The 16,901-nt window shown below is 71.9% G+C and carries 15 protein-coding genes; 3 read left to right on the forward strand and 12 right to left on the reverse strand.

The features are described 5' to 3' along the window. Positions 1-36 precede the first annotated feature (36 nt). From V5E28_RS26235 to V5E28_RS26270, 8 genes are all read right to left on the reverse strand, one after another. Positions 37-1,659, reverse strand: coding sequence for a GTP-binding protein (locus V5E28_RS26235; RefSeq protein ID WP_336210066.1), 1,623 nt, complete (start codon positions 1,657-1,659; stop codon positions 37-39). Continuing rightward, entirely contained in the window at positions 1,656-3,677 is a 2,022-nt protein-coding gene (locus V5E28_RS26240) for a dynamin family protein (RefSeq protein WP_336210068.1), read from the reverse strand. Before V5E28_RS26240 ends, V5E28_RS26235 begins: the two co-directional genes overlap by 4 nt. Before the next feature lie 8 nt (positions 3,678-3,685). Next, positions 3,686-4,918 carry a uroporphyrinogen-III C-methyltransferase gene (cobA, locus tag V5E28_RS26245; RefSeq protein ID WP_336210071.1) on the reverse strand — a complete coding sequence of 411 codons (1,233 nt, stop codon included), beginning with the start codon at positions 4,916-4,918 and terminating at the stop codon, positions 3,686-3,688. Between the two features lie 84 nt (positions 4,919-5,002). Continuing rightward, positions 5,003-6,016, reverse strand: a complete 1,014-nt coding sequence (gene speB, locus V5E28_RS26250; protein ID WP_336210074.1) for an agmatinase — start codon at positions 6,014-6,016, stop codon at positions 5,003-5,005. A gap of 36 nt (positions 6,017-6,052) precedes the next feature. Beyond that, entirely contained in the window at positions 6,053-7,132 is a 1,080-nt protein-coding gene (gene cobT, locus V5E28_RS26255; RefSeq protein WP_336210077.1) for a nicotinate-nucleotide--dimethylbenzimidazole phosphoribosyltransferase, read from the reverse strand. Positions 7,133-7,152: 20 nt separating this feature from the next. After that, positions 7,153-8,004, reverse strand: a complete 852-nt coding sequence (locus V5E28_RS26260; RefSeq protein ID WP_336210079.1) for a sirohydrochlorin chelatase — start codon at positions 8,002-8,004, stop codon at positions 7,153-7,155. A 66-nt stretch (positions 8,005-8,070) separates the two neighbouring features. After that, positions 8,071-9,246, reverse strand: coding sequence for a bifunctional cobalt-precorrin-7 (C(5))-methyltransferase/cobalt-precorrin-6B (C(15))-methyltransferase (locus V5E28_RS26265; protein WP_336210080.1), 1,176 nt, complete (start codon positions 9,244-9,246; stop codon positions 8,071-8,073). Between the two features lie 81 nt (positions 9,247-9,327). Next, positions 9,328-10,386, reverse strand: coding sequence for a GNAT family N-acetyltransferase (locus tag V5E28_RS26270; protein WP_442945872.1), 1,059 nt, complete (start codon positions 10,384-10,386; stop codon positions 9,328-9,330). 96 nt (positions 10,387-10,482) lie between these two features. On the opposite strand from V5E28_RS26270, the gene V5E28_RS26275 reads away from it, so the two are divergent. Both V5E28_RS26275 and V5E28_RS26280 read left to right on the forward strand, forming a co-directional pair. Beyond that, positions 10,483-10,893, forward strand: a complete 411-nt coding sequence (locus V5E28_RS26275) for a DUF2795 domain-containing protein (protein WP_336210086.1) — start codon at positions 10,483-10,485, stop codon at positions 10,891-10,893. A 3-nt stretch (positions 10,894-10,896) separates the two neighbouring features. After that, on the forward strand, positions 10,897-11,907 hold the full coding sequence (locus tag V5E28_RS26280) for a baeRF2 domain-containing protein (RefSeq protein ID WP_336210087.1): 1,011 nt from the start codon (positions 10,897-10,899) through the stop codon (positions 11,905-11,907). Here V5E28_RS26280 and V5E28_RS26285 read toward each other — a convergent pair. From V5E28_RS26285 to V5E28_RS26295, 3 genes are read right to left on the reverse strand one after another with little or no spacing between them, the layout of a single operon-like run. Then, complete coding sequence (locus V5E28_RS26285) at positions 11,897-12,481, reverse strand: LutC/YkgG family protein (RefSeq protein WP_336210090.1); 585 nt, start codon at positions 12,479-12,481, stop codon at positions 11,897-11,899. The genes V5E28_RS26280 and V5E28_RS26285 overlap by 11 nt on opposite strands. Continuing rightward, entirely contained in the window at positions 12,468-13,859 is a 1,392-nt protein-coding gene (locus V5E28_RS26290) for a lactate utilization protein B (RefSeq protein ID WP_336210091.1), read from the reverse strand. Before V5E28_RS26290 ends, V5E28_RS26285 begins: the two co-directional genes overlap by 14 nt. Continuing rightward, positions 13,856-14,587: a (Fe-S)-binding protein gene (locus tag V5E28_RS26295; protein WP_336210094.1), complete on the reverse strand. Its 732-nt coding sequence runs from the start codon at positions 14,585-14,587 to the stop codon at positions 13,856-13,858. The genes V5E28_RS26290 and V5E28_RS26295 overlap by 4 nt, the downstream gene beginning before the upstream one ends. Before the next feature lie 94 nt (positions 14,588-14,681). Between V5E28_RS26295 and V5E28_RS26300 the strand changes: the two genes are divergently transcribed. Further along, complete coding sequence (locus V5E28_RS26300; protein ID WP_336210097.1) at positions 14,682-15,389, forward strand: FadR/GntR family transcriptional regulator; 708 nt, start codon at positions 14,682-14,684, stop codon at positions 15,387-15,389. Between the two features lie 4 nt (positions 15,390-15,393). On the opposite strand, the gene V5E28_RS26305 is transcribed toward V5E28_RS26300, so the two are convergent. Next, a complete protein-coding gene (locus V5E28_RS26305) occupies positions 15,394-16,833 on the reverse strand; it encodes a sulfatase family protein (RefSeq protein ID WP_336210099.1) in 1,440 nt (479 codons plus the stop codon). Positions 16,834-16,901: the final 68 nt, after the last annotated feature.

Below are 16,901 nucleotides of genomic sequence, written 5' to 3' on the forward strand. Positions count from 1 at the left end.
ACGACAGCCGTGCGTGCTCAGGCCGGCATGCGGGGCTCAGCCCGACAGCCCTCGCATGGCGGTGTAGAAGGCGTGATGACGGCCGAGCTCCCGCTCCACCGGCTCCACCACCATCTTCTCGGCGATCCCGGCCACCCGCCGCCGCATCTCCCGCTCCAGCCGCTCGCGCTCCCGGGACGCCCCGAGCTCCACGAAGTTGCGTGACGCGATGCCCGACAGAGCGCCGAGCCCCAGCACGGAGACCGTCATCAGCCCCACCCAGGGCAGCGCCGCGGTGTCACCCAGCAACTGCAGCGACACGGGCAAGCTGCCGGGCAGCAGCAGCCCGGCCAGCAGCCAGGCCACGCCGACGGCCAGCGCCGCCACCAGGATGTACTGCCACACCTTGAGCACCCGCCACCATCCGGGCACCCGGTCGAGCCGCGGGGCCACCTCGGTGAGGTTCTCGGTGAGCGTCTGCGGCAGTTTCGACAGCTGGGAGCGGGCCGCCTGATGCACCGCCGTGCGCCAGACGGGATGCATCCCGACGGACAGCCCGTCGGCGAGCGCCTGGACGGCGTTGGTGACCTCGGCCGACTGCGCGCTCACCGAGCCGGTCGCGATGCCGCGGATCTCGTCGCCGACGTCTTCGAGGCGCAGGCTCTTGATCGGATCGGGGCGGAACCTGTTGACCCATCGCGGGTACGGCCAGCCGACCCAGCGGTTGGACCGTTCGGCGTACACGTTCTCCATGGCCTCGCCGACGGCGGGGACGCCGACGGCGTCGCAGAGCGCGTCGGTGAGCCCCATCCTGCGGGCCTCGTCGACCGTGGCGGGCGCGTTCAGCGCCTCGCCGACCGGCATGGACTTCCGCAGGCGCTGCTCCAGCCGGTGGAGGTCGGCCTCCAGCTTGTGGATGGCGGCGCGGCGGCGGGAGACGGCGCCGGCGATGACGCTCTTGAGGCTTTCGACGCCCCGGCCGCTGACCGCCGAGGTGGGCACCACGCTGGGGTGCTCGACGCCTTCGCGGCGGAGCAGGTCGTTGAGGTCGATGACCAGCTCGGCGAGCTCTTCGGCGGAGAGCCGGTCGGCCTGGTTGAGTGCGAACACGGTGACCGCGTCGTGCCCGGCGAGCTCGGTGACGTAGCGCCGGTGGGTGGAGGCGTCGGCGTACTTCTGCGGGTCGAGCACCCACACCACCAGGTCCGCCAGGCCGATGAGCCGGTCGGCCTCAGTGTCGGTGAGCGCCCTGATCGAGTCGTGGTCGGGCAGGTCGAGCAGGATCAGCCCGTGGAGCTGGCTCTCGCCCTTGTCGAGCGCGCTGGCCCGGGCGAAACGGTGACGCCACTGGATCTGCAGCCAGTCGAGCAGCGGCGCCGCGCCTTCGAGCCCCCACACGCAGGCGTGCGTGCGGGCGGTGGTGGGCCTGCGCACGCCGGTGGGCGACAGCTCCAGCCCGGAGATGGCGTTGAAGAGCGACGACTTGCCGCTGCCGGTGCCGCCGGCCAGCGCGACCACCGTGTGCTCGGACGACAGCTTGAGCCGGTCTCCGGCGAGCAGCAGCAGCCCTTCGGCATCGGAGAGCAGTTTCTGGTCGAGCCGCCCGGGGCCGAGCTCGACGACCTTGGTGAGAGCGGTCAGCCGCGGGGCGAGCCCCGGCCTGGCGGTGACTACGGTCATCGTGCGACCTCGAGGTTGTACGTCGCCTGGTAGAGGCGGGTCGCGGCGGACTCGTCGGGGATCCCGGCGGAGTCGAGCGCTTGCACGTAACGCATGGATTCCTCGTCGAACAGCATCCCGATCCTCGCCCTCAGATCGCTGAGCGCCTTGGCGCCGATGCCTCTCAGCGACTCGGCGCCGAGGAGCGCCTTGACCAGCCGGTGCGGCACTCCTTCGGCCCTGCCTCCGCTGAACATCGCCACCATGAAGATCAATGACAGCGAGTCGGGGTCGAACGACACCAGCTTGGACACCGACCGCTTGGCCACGCCTTCGGTGCGCACCAGCTCGGTTACGTGCTCCTGCCAGGCGGCGATGGCGCGGCTGGCGTGCCGCATGAGCTCGTCGGACGGCCGGTCCAGCCCCTCGCCCAGGGTGGCGCCCGCTTCGGCGCGGTGCCGCCAGCGGGCGATGACCTCCTCGCAGGCGCGGTTGGCGGCGGCGACGATCACCGACTCCAGACCGGCACGCAACGCCGCCCGGAACGCGATGATCCGCTCGGAGTCCTGCTTGCCCGCCCCGCCGCGCTTGCGGAGCTGGAGCGAGCGCATGAGGTCGCCGGAGCCGGAGAAGTCCTGCCAGCGGGCCAGCACCTCACCGTGGACCAGCGCCCCGCTCCTGAACGCCTTGTCGATCTCGGTCAGCGCGCCGAGGAAGGCGGCGTCCACGTCGCTGCGGAGCTCGCCTCTGACGGCGACCTGCGTCTCCAGGTGGCGGGCCAGCGCCGGGACGCGGGTGCGGAAGCTGTCGAGCACACCGTTGAGCGTCTCCTTGACCGCGAGGGCGCGGCGCGCCTCGTCCACGGAGAGCTCGGCGAGCCAGAGCCGGAGGTCGGTCACCTCGCTGTCGGGCAGCCTGCCGTCGGCGACCTTCGACTCGCTGATGACGAACCGGTCGATCTCCCCCATGCCGTATTCGGTGAGCATCCGGACGAAGTGCTTCAGCACCACGTCGCGCGCCTTGGTCTGCACCCGCGACAGCACGATGGCGAGCCTGGCGCCGCGCTCCTTGGCCAGTCGCAGCAGGTTCCAGGCGGGGGCGTCGGCGTAGCGGGCCGCGGTGGTGACGAAGATCCACAGGTCGGCGGCGTCGAGCATGCGATGCGCGATCTCGTGGTGCTCCTCGACGACCGAGTCGATGTCGGGGGTGTCGAGCAGGGCGACGCCCTGCGGCAGCTTCTCCGTGGGGACCACCACGAGGCTGCGCATGCCCGCCGCCGAGGAGGGCTTGTCGATCCGCCGCAGCCCGCCGAGCAGCTCCCCCTCGACGAACCACTTCTCGTCGTCGGGGTGGCAGATGAGGACGGGCACGCCGGTGGTGGGCCGCCGGACGCCGGTGCGTGAGACGTTGCGCTCGGCGAGCGAGTTGACCAGCGTGGACTTGCCCGCGCCGGTCGAGCCGGCGATCACGATGAGCGCCGGCGCGGTCTTCAGCCGCACTCTCGGCAGCACGTAGTCCTCGAGCTGGGCCAGCAGATCGGCGCACTCCTGCTTGGCTTCGGCGGCGCCGGGCAGGTCAAGGCCGAAGCGCAGCCCCGCCACGCTCTCGCGAAGCGCGCCGAGGGCCGACATGAGCGCCTCCGCGGCCTCCGGAGGCAGCTCCTCCTCCAGCACCCCGCCGGCCGCGGCCTCGGGCTCGGCATCCCCCGCCTCAGGCTCCTCAGGTGCCGGCTCCGCCTCAGGCTCCTCGGACGCGGCCTCCGGCACGGCCGACTCAGCCGCCGCCTCAGGGGCCTCGGACTCTTCGGGCGCGGCCTCCGGCTCGGCCGACTCAGGGGCCTCGGACTCTTCGGGGGCGGACTCCGCCTGAGGCTCCTCGGGCGGCGGCTCTGACTCGGGCTCGTCCGTCGCGGCCTCGGGCTCCGGAGGCTGGTCGCCGGTCTCGTCCACCTGCGCGGTGTCCTCGTCCGGGGGCAGGTCGGTCAGGGCGCGGAAGCTCAGGGTCTGCTCCCCCGGCGACTCCCCACGCTCGTCATCCATGGCCGTGTTCACGGCAAGCGCTCCGCTCGAACCATCTCGACCTCCTGGCCGACCCTTACGACGTCGCCGACGACGACGATCGCCGGTGGCCGTATCCCAGCCGCGGACACGCGGTCGGCCACGGTGGCAAGCGAGGCGACTACCGCCCGCTGGGTCGGAAGGGTACCGTCCTGCACCACCATTACGGGAGTCTCCGGCGGACGTCCGTCTCGAAGGAGTGCCTCGGCGACCTTCGCCAGCCGCTCGACGGCCATCATGAGCACCAGGGTGCCACGGGAACGGGCCAACCCCGGCCAGTCGACGGTGGATCGGGGATCATCCGGTGCCACATGCACGGAGATGACGTGGAAGTCCTGGCTCACCCCTCGATGCGTCACCGGGACGCCCGCCGCGGCGGGCACCGCGACGGCGCTGGTGATGCCGGGCACGACCAGCACGGGGATGCCCGCGCGAGCGCAGGCGATCATCTCTTCGCCGCCACGGCCGAACACGAACGGGTCGCCGCCCTTGAGCCTGACGACGAACTTGCCCTGCCTGGCTCGGTCCACGAGCACGTCGTTGATCGCCTCCTGGGAGAGCGACCTGCCGTAGGGGACCTTGGCGGCGTCGATCAGCTCGACGTCGGGGGCGAGCTCGTCGAGCAGCCCGCGGGGGGCGAGCCGGTCGGCGACCACCACGTCGGCCTGCGCGAGAAGCTGCCGCCCGCGCACGGTGATCAGCCCGGGATCGCCGGGGCCGCCGCCGACCAGGGCCACGCCGACGGGTTTGGTGCGGTTGCGCCGGGCGTCGACGGTGCCGTCGCGCAGCGCGCCGACCACGGCGTCGCGGATGCCCGCGGCCCTGCGCGGATCGCCGCCCGCGGTGACGGCCACGCTGATCTCGTCGACCCGCCCGGAGGCGGGGGTCCAGGCCGCGGAGGCGTCCTTGTCGTCGGCGCGCACGCACCAGATCCGCTTGGCGTCGGCCTCGGCGGCGACCGCGGTGTTGACGGACCTGTCGTCCGTGCACGCCTGCACGAGCCAGGCTCCGTCGCAGTCGCCCACTTCGTAGGGGCGGGCCTGCCAGGTGACCCGGCCGGCGGCTATCAGATCGTCGAGAGCGGGGGTGACGCCCGGCGAGACCACGGTCACCTCCGCCCCTGCCTCGAGCAGCGCGGGCACCCGCCGCTGGGCGACGCGTCCGCCGCCTACGACTAGCACCCGGCGGCCGTGAAGCCGCAGGCCGAGGAGGTAGGGACCCATAGTGGGGGAATCTCCCGTTCGCGAAGGTTGGAGTGCTAGGAGGTAAACCTACCGGCTCTTACCGCGTCATTTGCTTCGCACGAGTCAACGGCCGTCCAGCAGTGGCTGCCTGGGGTCCCAGCGTGGCCCGCCTCCGTCGTCCTTGCGGCGTCTGGCCATCGCCGAGAGCGCCTCAAGGATAACGCGGTTCCCCAGGAAGGCGGTGATGTCGGCGTGATCGTACGGGGGCGCGACCTCGACGACCTCCATGCCCGCCACGGGCAGCTCGTAGCAGATGCGCCGCACCGAGTCGAGCAGTTGCCTGGCCGTCAGCCCGCCCGGCTCCGGGGTGCCGGTGCCGGGCGCGTGCCCGGGGTCGCACACGTCGATGTCCACGGACAGGAAGATCTGGTCGCAGTCGTCGAGCGCGATCCGGAACGCCTCGGTCAGGCACTCCTCCAGCCCTCGGGCCACGATCTCGGTCATCTCGTAGGAGCGCATTTCCTGGGCGGCCATCCAGTCCAGCGTCTCGGGGCCGGGCCAGTAGCCGCGCAGTCCGATCTGAAGGAACCGGTCGCCGCGGATGGCTCCTGACTCGATGAGGCGGCGCATCGGCTGCCCGTGGCCGTACAGGTGGCCGAAGGCGATGTCCCCGGTGTCGGCGTGCGCGTCGAAGTGGATCATCGAGGTACGGCCGGGCGAGTGGGCCCTGGCGGTGCCGCGGGCGTCGGGCAGCGCGACCGTGTGGTCGCCGCCGAGCACCAGCGGGATCGCGCCGGAGGCGGCGACGCGGTGGACCGCCTCCTCGATGGCGGCCAGGGAGCCCTCGACGTCGCCGGAGTAGCACTCGACGTCACCCGCGTCGAGCACGCGCAGGTCCCGCAGGGCGTCGACCCGCAGGGCCAGGCTGGGCCTGGAACCGTCGTGCGGCAGGTAGCAGGCCTGGCGCAGGGCCATCGGACCGAACCGGGCGCCGGGCCGGTTGGAGGTGCCACCGTCGAAGGGGGCGCCGATGATCACGACGTCGGCGCCCTCGTAACCCGCCGGGTCACCGATGTCGCAGCGTTCGACACCGAGGAACGTGATGTCCGGGCCGAACATGGGTCCATATCGGGACACTGCTCACCTCACGTAGTGCTCGCGGTGTCCCCATCATCACACGGGCTTTTCCGTCACTCCCGCCGAGTCGAACGTGGCCACGTCGTGCATGACGCGCACCGCCGCGCAGACCAGGGGGTGGGCGAGCAGCCCGCCGCTCCCCTCGCCGAGCCGCAGCTCCAGGTCCACCAGCGGGCGCAGGCCGAGATGGTCGAGGGCGGCGGAGTGGCCGGGCTCGGCCGAGCGGTGCCCGGCCACGCAGTGGTCGATGGCGGCGGGGTCGAGGGCGGCCGCGGCGAGAGCGGCCGCGCCGGCGATGACCCCGTCGAGGATCACCGGCACCCGGGCGGCCGCGCCGCCCAGGATGAGGCCGGCGATCGCCGCGTGCTCGAACCCCCCCACCGCCGCGAGCGTGCGCAGCGCCTCGGTCGGCGCGACCGTCCCAGAGCCTGCCGGGGACAGGCCGTTGACCTGCAACGCCTCGCGGACCACCGCCACCTTGCGGGCGTGGGTCTCGTCGTCGATCCCGGTCCCCCGGCCCGTCACCTCGGCCGCGTCCCTGCCGGTGAAGGCCGAGATCAGCGCCGCCGAGGCGGTGGTGTTGGCGATGCCCATGTCACCGGTGATCAGGCAGCGGGCGCCCCCTTCGACCAGGTCACGGGCGACGGTTATCCCCGCTTCGAGAGCCTGTACGGCCTGGTCGACGGTCATCGCGGGCCCCTGGGACAGGTCCGCGGTGCCGTAGGCGATCTTCAGGTTGATCAGCCGGGGGTCGTCGGGCAGGTCGGCGGCGACGCCGACGTCCACCACGGTCACCGAGGCTCCGGTCTGGGCCGCGAAGGCGTTGGCCACCGCGCCGCCCGCCAGGAAGTTGGCCACCATCTGCACCGTTACCTCCTGCGGCCACGGGGTGACGCCTCTGGCGTGCACGCCGTGGTCGGCGGCGAAGATGGCCAGGGCTGCCGGGGCCGGCATGGGCGGCGGGGTGACGCCCGCGGCGCCCGCGAGCCGTACCGCGATCTCTTCCAGCACCCCGAGCGAGCCGCGCGGCTTGGTGAGGCGGTCCTGGTGGGCCCGGGCGTCGGCGAGCGCGCGAAGGTCGGCGGGGCGGATCGCGGCGAGCGTCTCGGCGAGCACGGGAACCTCCGGGTTGCGGTTTACGGGACCAGTTGGAGCGCTGCTTCCTCGTAGCGGTCGATGACCACGTCGGCCAGGGTCTCGCAGTCGCCGATGACCTCGGCGCAGCGGATGTCGAGGTCGGGGTGGCCCGCGCCGTAGGCCAGCGCCTGCGCCCACACGCGCTCCAGCGCGCCACCGGCGAACAGCAGGTAGGGGACGACGATGACACGCTTGGCGCCGAGGCGGCGGCAGCGCTCCAGCCCGCCGGGCACGCCGGGCGGGGTCAGGGAGACGAACGCGGTCTCGACGGTCATGAAGTCGTAGGCGTGCGTCTCCCAGAACAGCCGCGACACCCGGTGGATCTCGGCATTGGCGGCCGCGTCCGTCGAGCCCTCGCCGACCAGGACGACGGCGGTCTCTCCCGGCTCGACATGCGTGTGGGGGCCCTCGGCGAGCAGCGTGTCGACGGCCCGCAGCCTGGGCCTGGCGCCGACGAGCTCCAGCGGGCGGGGCCTGAGCGGCATCTCGGCGGCGGCGTCGGTGAGCCGCTCGGCCAGCAGGGCGAGCACGCGCGGGTCCGGCCCGAGCGGGCGGGCGTAGTCGTACATCAGGGTGGGGTGGCGCTGCTGCTCCAGCGCCATGGCCGCGGGCAGGTCGTCGCCCACCCGGCTCAGGCTCAGGGGCAGGGCCACGAGGCGATGGTGTCCCCTGGCCACCAGGGAGGCGACGGACTCGCTCAGCCGCGGGGTGGCGCGCTCGAGATAGCCGCCCGAGACGTCGGTGGCGGTCTGGTCGAGTCGGCAGCGGAGCCGATGGACGAACCTGCCGAATTCAGCGGAGTCGGCGTCGTCGTTCGAGCCCTGCCCGATGAGCAGGAGCGGGGGCTTCATGCGAAGGTACTCCGGTGCGTAGAGGAAGAACGCGAGGATAACCGATGCATGCCGGTGGGCGACAGGTCACGCTGTGTGCGCGGGAGTCGCATGCACGACGAAGACGGGATCGGGAGCCGTCAGACTGTGTGATCCGTCGGGGCCGATGACCAGGGTGGCGGCCAGGATCTGGCTGCCCTGCGCACGATAGCCGTGCTCGCGCAGCCGGTCGAGCACGGCCGGCACGCGCTCGACGGCCCTGAGCGCGCACACCAGCGAGCGCGGGCGGCGGGCGGCGCAGGCCACGATCACATCCGTCCCGCCGCCGCCGACGAAGACGGCGTCGGGGTCGGGCAGCGGTTCGAGCGCGGGTGGCGCCTGTCCCCTGGTCAGCGCCACCTTGACGCCGTGTTCGAGCACGTTGGCGCGCAGCCGGGCGCAGGCGGCCTCGTCGCGCTCGACGGCCATCACGGCGGCTCCGAGCCTGGCGCACTCGACGGCGATCTCGCCGCTGCCCGCGCCCACGTCCCACACCAGGTCGCCGAGCCGGGGGCCGAGCTTGGCCAGGACGTACGCCCTGACCTCCGGCGGCAGCCGCGATTCCAGCGGCAGCGCCCACTCTGGCGGCCCGGGCTGCGCGCCCGCCACCCAGCCCGGCTCCTTGGGCCGGTGCAGCGGGTCGACGACGAGCACCACGTCGGGGTCCTTCCAGGGCCGCGTCGTGGCCTCGCCCATGCGGCTGTGGGTGACGCGCTCGTCGGGGCCGCCGAGGTCCTCGCAGACGATGAGCGAGCGCGGCGTGGTGGGGGCGAGCTCCCTGGCGATCTCGGCGGGGCCGACGCCGGGGGTGACCAGCAGGGCCACCTTGTGGTGCGCCCGGCAGGCGTTGACGACCCGGTTGAGCTGGTGGGGGCCCGCCGGTGCGACGACGAGGGCGTCCTCCCAGTTGAGCCCGGCGCAGGCGAAGGCGCGGGTGACCAGGGAGGTGGCGGGGAGCACGTCGGGCTTGAGCCCGTGGGCGCGCAGCACGCGCAGCACGCCGAAGAACCCGGGGTCGCCCTCGGCGACCACGACGGCGGGGCCCTCACCCTGTTCGAGGTGGTCGTCGAGGGTCTCGAGCAGCCGTTCGTCGGTCACGGTCGACGCTGTCAGGGAGAGCCTCCCGACGACGGTGTCGGGCCCGACGACGAGCCTGGCCGCGTGCAGCCGGTCGATCGCCCTGGCCGACAGCTCCGAACCGTCCCATCCGACAACCGTGATCATGGCCTCACCGTCCTCACCCCCCAGGGTGACGGCTCTACCTGGGTTTCTCCAAGGGGTCGCCGGGGCCAGTCCCCCGTGCCCTCACGCCAGATCGGACGGGATGAGGCTGAAGACGACGAGATCCTCGCCGCGCAGAGCGTTGCGTTCCACCCCTTCGCGGACGAAACCCGCCTTCTCCGCCACGCGCTGCGAGGCCGGGTTCGTCACGGCGGCGCGGAGCTTGAGCCGCCGGAAACCCTGCTCGCCGAACAGCCAGCGGGCGATGGCGGTGACCGCCTCGGCGGTGATGCCCTGGCCGCGGGCCCAGGGCGCGGCCATGTAGCCGACCTCGCAGCTCCTGTTGCCCCAGTCGACGTCCCTGAGGTCCACATTGGCGGCGAAGCGGCCGGTCGCCAGGTCCTCCACGGCCCAGGCGATGCCGTGGCCCCGGGTCCGCATCCGCTCGGCCAGGACGATGAACTCCCTGGCGTCCGCCTCGCTGTAGCCGCGCGGCACCCCGGTCTTGGCCTGCGTGAGCGGGTCGGCGCCGGTGATCGTCAGGTCCGGCACGTCCGCCTCCGAGAACGGCCGGATCAGCAGCCTCGGGGTGCGCAGCTCCGCGCGGGGCAGCGTGTCGGACGGCGTACGCTCGTCGTCCCGCAGCAGGCCGAAGACCACCAGGTCGTGCGGCCCGTCGTCTTCCAGTACGGCCGCGCGCAGCACGCCTTCCCAGGTGAAGCCCGCTTTGTGTGCCACGCGCAGGGACGGGAGATTGTCCAGGTTGGCCGTCAGGTCGATCCTGCGCAGCTCGGTGGTGTCGAACACCCACTCCGCCAGCGCGCATACGGCCTCGGTGGCGAAGCCACGTCCCCGGTAGAGGGGATGGACGCCGTAACCGACCTCGGTGGTGCCGGCGCCCCAGGAGGTCTTGAAAAGGCTGATGGCACCCACGATGCGGCCTTCGGCGTCGTTCATGGCCAGATGCACGCCCTGCCCGGAGCGCTGCAGCTCGTGCACGCCGTGGGCGAGCCACTGCTTGACACCCGAGACGTGGCCGGGCGCCCCCGGCGGCAGGAACCGGACCTTCGACGCCACGATGGACCTGATCCGGTCCACGTCCTGGGTGCCGAACGGCCTGAGGACCAGCCGCCCGGTGGCGATGCGGACGTCTAACGCGAACACGCTCGGCAGGCTACACAGTGGCGGTGTTTGCCCATGAGAGCGGGGGTAGGGCGATTTCAAGGGGAGTGATTTTCCATGGAACGCGAAAGCTCGAAGCACGGTCCTCGTCTCGATGAGGAACAGAAACGCGAGACCAAGGGCATCGTGCGCGGTGGGGGGCCGACGCACGCGGAGGAATGGAAGGAAACCGAACCCATGCCGGCGCCCGGAGAGGAGGCATCGGTACGCCGGTACGCGCCGGGGCACGAGCCCGGCACCCCTGAAGGCATCAGCGCCGAAGCGGTCGATCTGCGCAGCGATCTGGCCAAGTGGCTCAGCGACGCCGATTTCCCGGCGAGCGCCCGGGATCTGCGGGGGCACGCGGAGCGGATGGACGCTCCCGACGAGGTGACGGAGATCCTCCGGTCCCTGCCGGAAGGCCGCTACATCAACATGGCCGAGGTGGGCCAGGCACTCGGCCTGGGCGTGGAGAAGCGGAGGTGGTGACCGGTGCGGCTCGACTTCATCCGGCCGATCTGCGAGCGCCCCGGCCCTTACACGAGCCTCTACATGGGGGCGCTCATCCAGCGAGACAGGGCGACGCAGTGGACCAGCCTGCGTGACGAGCTGGAGCGGGCGGGCGCCGGGGTGCCGGCCGCGCTGGAGGAGGAGGCGCTCCGGCCCGGTCCGGGGCGGGCGGTGTTCGCCACGCCGGAGGACGTGGTGCTGGCCGAGACGCTCGCCGACTCGCCTCCGCCGTTCGTGAACGTCTCACCGCTGCCGTACGTCACGCCCATGTTGCTGCGGCGCGGCGAGAACGTGTCGCACCTGCGTGTGATCATCGATCACGCGGGCGCGGAGGTGACGGTGTTCGGCGGCGGCTCGCCGCGCACCACGACCGTCGAGGCCGAAGACTGGCCGCTGCGGAAGACCTCGCAGGGCGGCTGGTCGCAGCGGCGCTACGAGAACGCCGTGGAGGAGACCTGGGAGAAGAACGCCGCGGCGGTGGCGCACGAGATCGACGAGCAGGTGCGGCGGATCGACGCGGACCTGATCCTGGTGGCGGGTGAGCCGAAGTCGCGCTCGCTGCTCACCGAGCACCTCGGCCCCAAGTCCGCCGACCGGGTGCTGATGGTGGAGCACGGCCACCGTGGCGAGCACGGCGGGTTCGAGCGCGACGCGGAGGAGGCGCTCGACCGCTGGCTCGACCGCAGGCGGGCCGAGCTGCTCGACCGGCACCGCGAGCAGGCCGGCCCGGTGGGGCCGGCGCAGGTGGCGCAGGCCCTGCGCGAAGGCAGGGTGCACGCGCTGCTCATGCCCGGCGAGATGCCCAGGACGGTCTGGATAGGCGAGCGCGGCACGCAGGTCTCCACCGATGCCGGGGAGTTGCGCGCCTGGGGGGTGGACGACCCGGTCGAGGAGCGCGCGGACTCCGCGCTGACCAGGGCGGCGGCCATGACGGACGCCGAGCTCTGGTTCACCGGCCAGGTGTCGGACGTGGCCGCGGTGCTCAGATACTGACGACCACTTCGAGCGTCCTCGGACCGTGCACGCCCTCGACCCTGTTGAGCTCGATGTCGCTGGTCGCCGACGGTCCGCTGATCCAGGTGAGCGGGCGGGCCGGGTCGAGCCTGGCGAGGGCCTCGGGGACGCCCGCCACGATCTGCCCGGCCCGCACCACGCACAGGTGATAGTCGGGCACCAGTGTCTGCGCCCGGCTGCCCTGGCCGGGGCCCGCGTCGAGAACGATCGTGCCGGTCTCCGCGATCGCCACCGCGCAGCCGGTGACGACGCCGTCGGCGGCGTCCAGCTCGGCCAGCGAGCCGCCGGCGCGCTCGGCCTGCCCCGCCCACTCGGGCGGCAGCCCGTCGGGCACGACCATGCGGCGGCCCCCGACCAGCTCGGCTATCTTGCCGGGCACCTCGGCGGCGGGCAGCACGTGCACGATCGCCCGGTAGTCGTCCACCCGCTCGGCGAACAGCCCCACCAGGTCGTCCACCCACGGCTGGGTCCGGTAAGCGCGGGGGATGTCCACCTCGGGCGCGCCGCGGACGGCCGCCCTGATCCTGCCGAGGATCTCCTCACGGGCGCTCATGACGCTCCCACCAGTCTCTGAAGGATTCTTCCGGGATCTCGGGCAGGTCCCTGGTGTCGGTCCAGGCCGACAAGGGGCCGGGCAGCCGCTTGGGGACGAGCTTGCGGAAGCGGATGGCCAGCCGCTGGGCCTTGCCGAGCCGTACCTCGTCGTTGAGTATCCAGCCCGCGACCCGCATGCCGGCCCGCTCGGCCGGTGCGTGCGGCGCCTTGGCGCGCAGGTGGACGAGCACTTCGGGGATGTCGATCGCGACCGGGCAGGCGTCGAAGCAGGCCCCGCACAGGCTGGAGGCGTACGGCAGGGAGGCGTCCAGGTCCGACGACATGCCGCGCAGCTGCGGGGTGAGGATGGCGCCGATCGGGCCCGGATAGACCGAGCCGTAGGCGTGCCCGCCCGCGCGCTCGTAGACGGGGCAGACGTTCAGGCAGGCGGAGCAGCGGATGCAGCGCAGCGCCTGGCGTCCGACCTCGTCGGCGAGCACGCCGGTGCGGCCGTTGTCGAGCAGCACCAGGTGGAAGTCCTGGCCTTCGACGGCGCCGGTCCACATGCTGGTGTAGGGGTTCATCCGCTCGCCGGTCGAGCTGCGCGGCAGCAGTTGCAGGAAGACCTCGAGGTCGCGCCAGGCGGGCAGGAGCTTCTCGATGCCCACCACGCTGATCAGGGTCTGCGGCAGCGTCAGGCACATGCGGCCGTTGCCCTCGGACTCCAGCACCACCAGCGTGCCGGTCTCGGCGATCATGAAGTTGGCGCCGGAGATCGCCACCTTGCTCTTGAGGAAGCGTTCGCGCAGGTGGAGCCGGGCGGCCTCGGCCAGCGCGGCGGGCTCGTCGGTCAGGCCGGGTGGCGTCTCGGCCATCTTGTCGAGGAAGATCTCGCGGATCTCGGCCCTGTTGCGGTGGATCGCGGGGACCAGGATGTGGCTCGGGAAGTCGTCGCCGAGCTGGACGATCAGCTCGGCCAGGTCGGTCTCGTAGGCCGTGATGCCCTGCTCGGCGAGGGCCTCGTTGAGCTCGATCTCCTGGGTGGCCATCGACTTGACCTTGACCACCTCGGTCTCGCCGGTGGCCTTGACCAGGTCGGTGACGATGCGGTTGGCCTCGGCGGCGTCACGGGCCCAGTGCACGGTGCCGCCCGCGGCCGTCACGGCCTCCTCCAGCTGGAGCAGGTAGCGGTCGAGGTGGCGGAGGGTCTCGTCCTTGATCGCCTTGCCGGCCGCGCGGAGCTCCTGCCAGTCGGGCAGCTCGCTCACGACGCTCGCGCGCTTGCCCCGGATGGTGTGCGTGGCCTTCCGGAGGTTGTAGCGGAGCTGCGAGTTTTGTACGGCCTTCGCAGCATTTTGTGGGAAATTTCCAGGCATGCCGAGGAATGTCCCGCTCATGGGGTCGCCTCCGTCGTCGCGAGGATCTCCGCCAGATGCATGATCCGCACGCCGGCCCGCTGCCGGTTGAGCGTGCCGCCGATGTGCATGAGGCAGGAGTTGTCGGCCGCGCAGAGCACCTCGGCCCCGGTGCCGAGCACGTTGTGCGCCTTGTCGGCCCCCATGGCGGCGGAGACCGCGGGATTCTTCACCGCGAAGGTGCCGCCGAAGCCGCAGCACTCCTCGGCGGCGGGCAGGGGGACCAGCTCCAGGCCGCGCACCTTGCTCAGCAGCCTGGTGGGCCGGTCGCCCAGGCGGAGGCCGCGGAGCGAGTGACACGTCGGGTGATATGTCACCCGGTGTGGGAAATATGCGCCTACGTCGTCGACTTTCAGTACGTCGATCAGGAACTCGGACAGCTCGTACACCCGAGGCGCGACCTCGGCGATGGCCGCCGCTCCCCTGCTGCCCGGCCGTACCAGCTTGGGGTACTGCTCGCGGACCATGGCGGCGCACGACCCGGAGGGGGCCACCACCGCGTCGTAGCCCGCGAAGACCTCGGTGAAGTGGCGCGCCAGCCGCACGCCCTCCTCGGGGTAGCCCGTGTTGACGTGCATCTGCCCGCAGCAGGTCTGCGCGGCGGGGAAATCGACGTCGCAGCCGAGGCGGCGCAGGAGCGACACGACGGCCTTGCCGGTGCCGGGGAAGAGCGTGTCGTTCACGCACGTGATGAACAGGGCGACTCGCACGCCTCTCCTTCCGAGGTATGGTCTGACCACAGTATGGTCAGACCATAGCGGATGCCATCATCGGACCGCACCCCTGCGGCCCAAGGAGACCTCGTTGACCGACACCGGCTGGCGGCCCGTCAAGAGGACCCGCACGTTCGAGGACGTGCTCGCCCAGATCGAGCGCCGCATCGTCGAGGACGGCCTCACGGCCGGCGACCGGCTGCCGGCCGAGCGGCAGCTCGCCGAGCAACTCGGCGTCGGCCGTTCCTCCGTGCGCGAGGCGATGCGTGTGCTGGAGACGCTCGGCGTGGTGTCCTCGCAGGTGGGGCGGGGGCCGGACGCCGGCGCCGTGCTCACCTCCAGGCCGGACACGGCGCTGACCGACCTGCTCAGGCTGCACCTGGGGCTGGCGAGCCTGGAGCTGCGCGAGGTCATCGACACCAGGCTGATGATCGAGCGCTGGGCGGCCGATCGGGCGGCGACCGCCCGCGCCGACACCTCGGCCCTGGCCGCCGCCCTGGCCGCGATGGCCTCGGCGAGCTCCGCGGAGGAGTTCGTCGAACATGACACGGCCTTCCACTGCGCACTCGCCGACGCCTCCGGCAACCGGCTGATCGCCGCCATCATGCGCTCGCTGCGGGACTCGATGCGGCGCTACGCGGTGGAGGCGGTGGACCGGCTGGGTGACACGTCCGTCCTGCAGGCCGACCACGCGCGCATCCTGGCCGCCGTCGGCGCGGGCGACGCCGCAGAGGCCGCGCGCGCGGTGACCGAGCACCTGGCTCACGCCTATCCCTCCCTGTTCCCGCCCATGCCCTGAAAGGTCACTCGCGGGAGTCGGCCACCCGGCAGCTGGCTCCCGCACAGGTGCGCATGGCCTCCAGACGACCCCGCAGGTCCGCCAGCAGGGCCGGACTGGCGGTCGCGGCCAGGTTGTCGAGCTGGTAGGGGTCCGTGAGCAGGTCGTACAGCTGCTCCTCCCCCGTCTGATATTTGACATAGGTGTATCTCTGCGTGCGCACGGCCCGGTAGGGAGGCACCGGCGTCTGGGCGGCCGAGGCCCGGTTGAGCGGCCTGGCGAACTCGACCAGCACGTTCCTGCGCCAGTTCGCCGGCCATTCGCCGCGCAGCAGCGGCGTCAGCGACCGGCCCTCCGCGAAGCTCGGCGTGACGGCCCCGCCGAGCTCGGCCATCGTCGGCGCGAGGTCCACGGTGGCGCCCATCTGCCCGGTCTCCGCGGCCTTGGGCACGCCCGGCCCGCGCACGACCAGCGGGACCTTGATCGCTTCCTCGAACGGCGTGGTCTTGCCACGCCTGAGCCGGTGGGTGCCGAGATGGAAGCCGTTGTCGGAGGTGAAGAAGATGTAGGTGTTGTCGAGTTTGCCGGTCTCGGCCAGCGTGTCCACCACGGAGCCGACCAGATCGTCCACACCGAGCGTGGCCCGCATCCTGTTGCGGTAGAGCCGGTCGACCCGGTCGATCTGCTTGTCGTCGAGCTGGGGCCTGGAGCGCAGCCAGTGCGGCTCCCGGCTCACGTCCGGCCGGTTGAACGACGGCGTTCTCGGCGCCTTGGCCCCCGGGAACGCGCCGGCGTGCCGCACGGCTGGGTTGGCCGGCAGGTGCGGCGCGACCGGGGCGAGGTAGAGGAAGAACGGCGACGTGCTCCGCGTGATGAAGTCGCGGGCCCTGCCCGCCAGCACGTCCGAGAGGTAGTCCTGCTCTCCCCAGCCGTAGCGGGTCACGCGCCCGTTCTCGTTGAGGCGGTAGCCGTACTCCCGGTAGAGATTCTTGACCGGGACGGCCCACTCGTCCCAGCCTGGCGGCACGTAGGTCTCCGGGACCACGCCGCCCGGGTAGTGGTTGAGGTACTTGCCCATCAGCGCGGTGCGATATCCGGCATCGCGCATCCAGGTCCCTACGGTGGAACGTTCCAAGCCTTGCTGATAGAACCGGGCGAAGCCGCCTTCCGGCGGGGTGTTGGTCCATACACCATGGCTGTGGACATACTGGGAGCGCAGCACCGACGAACGCGACGGGCAGCACCAAGAATTGGTCACGAAAAAGCGCTCGAATGAGGTGCCCTGATCCACCAGATGGCGGGTGATGTTCGGAAAATAGGACAAGCCGCCGGAGTCGAGGTCGTCGGCCATGATGAGCACGATGTTCGGCCGGGCCTCCTCCGAGGCCACCGCGGGCTGGGCCGTGGTGGACAGGAGCAGCAGGACACATGCGAGACGCCACTGAGCCTTGAACACAGAGCACACGTCCCCGAATATCCCGGATTGACACCAGACCCCCACCCAGCGGTAATAGAACTTAATTCCGGAGGTGT

The organism is Nonomuraea sp. LPB2021202275-12-8 (genome assembly GCF_037044575.1).
Classification (GTDB): Bacteria; Actinomycetota; Actinomycetes; order Streptosporangiales; family Streptosporangiaceae; genus Nonomuraea.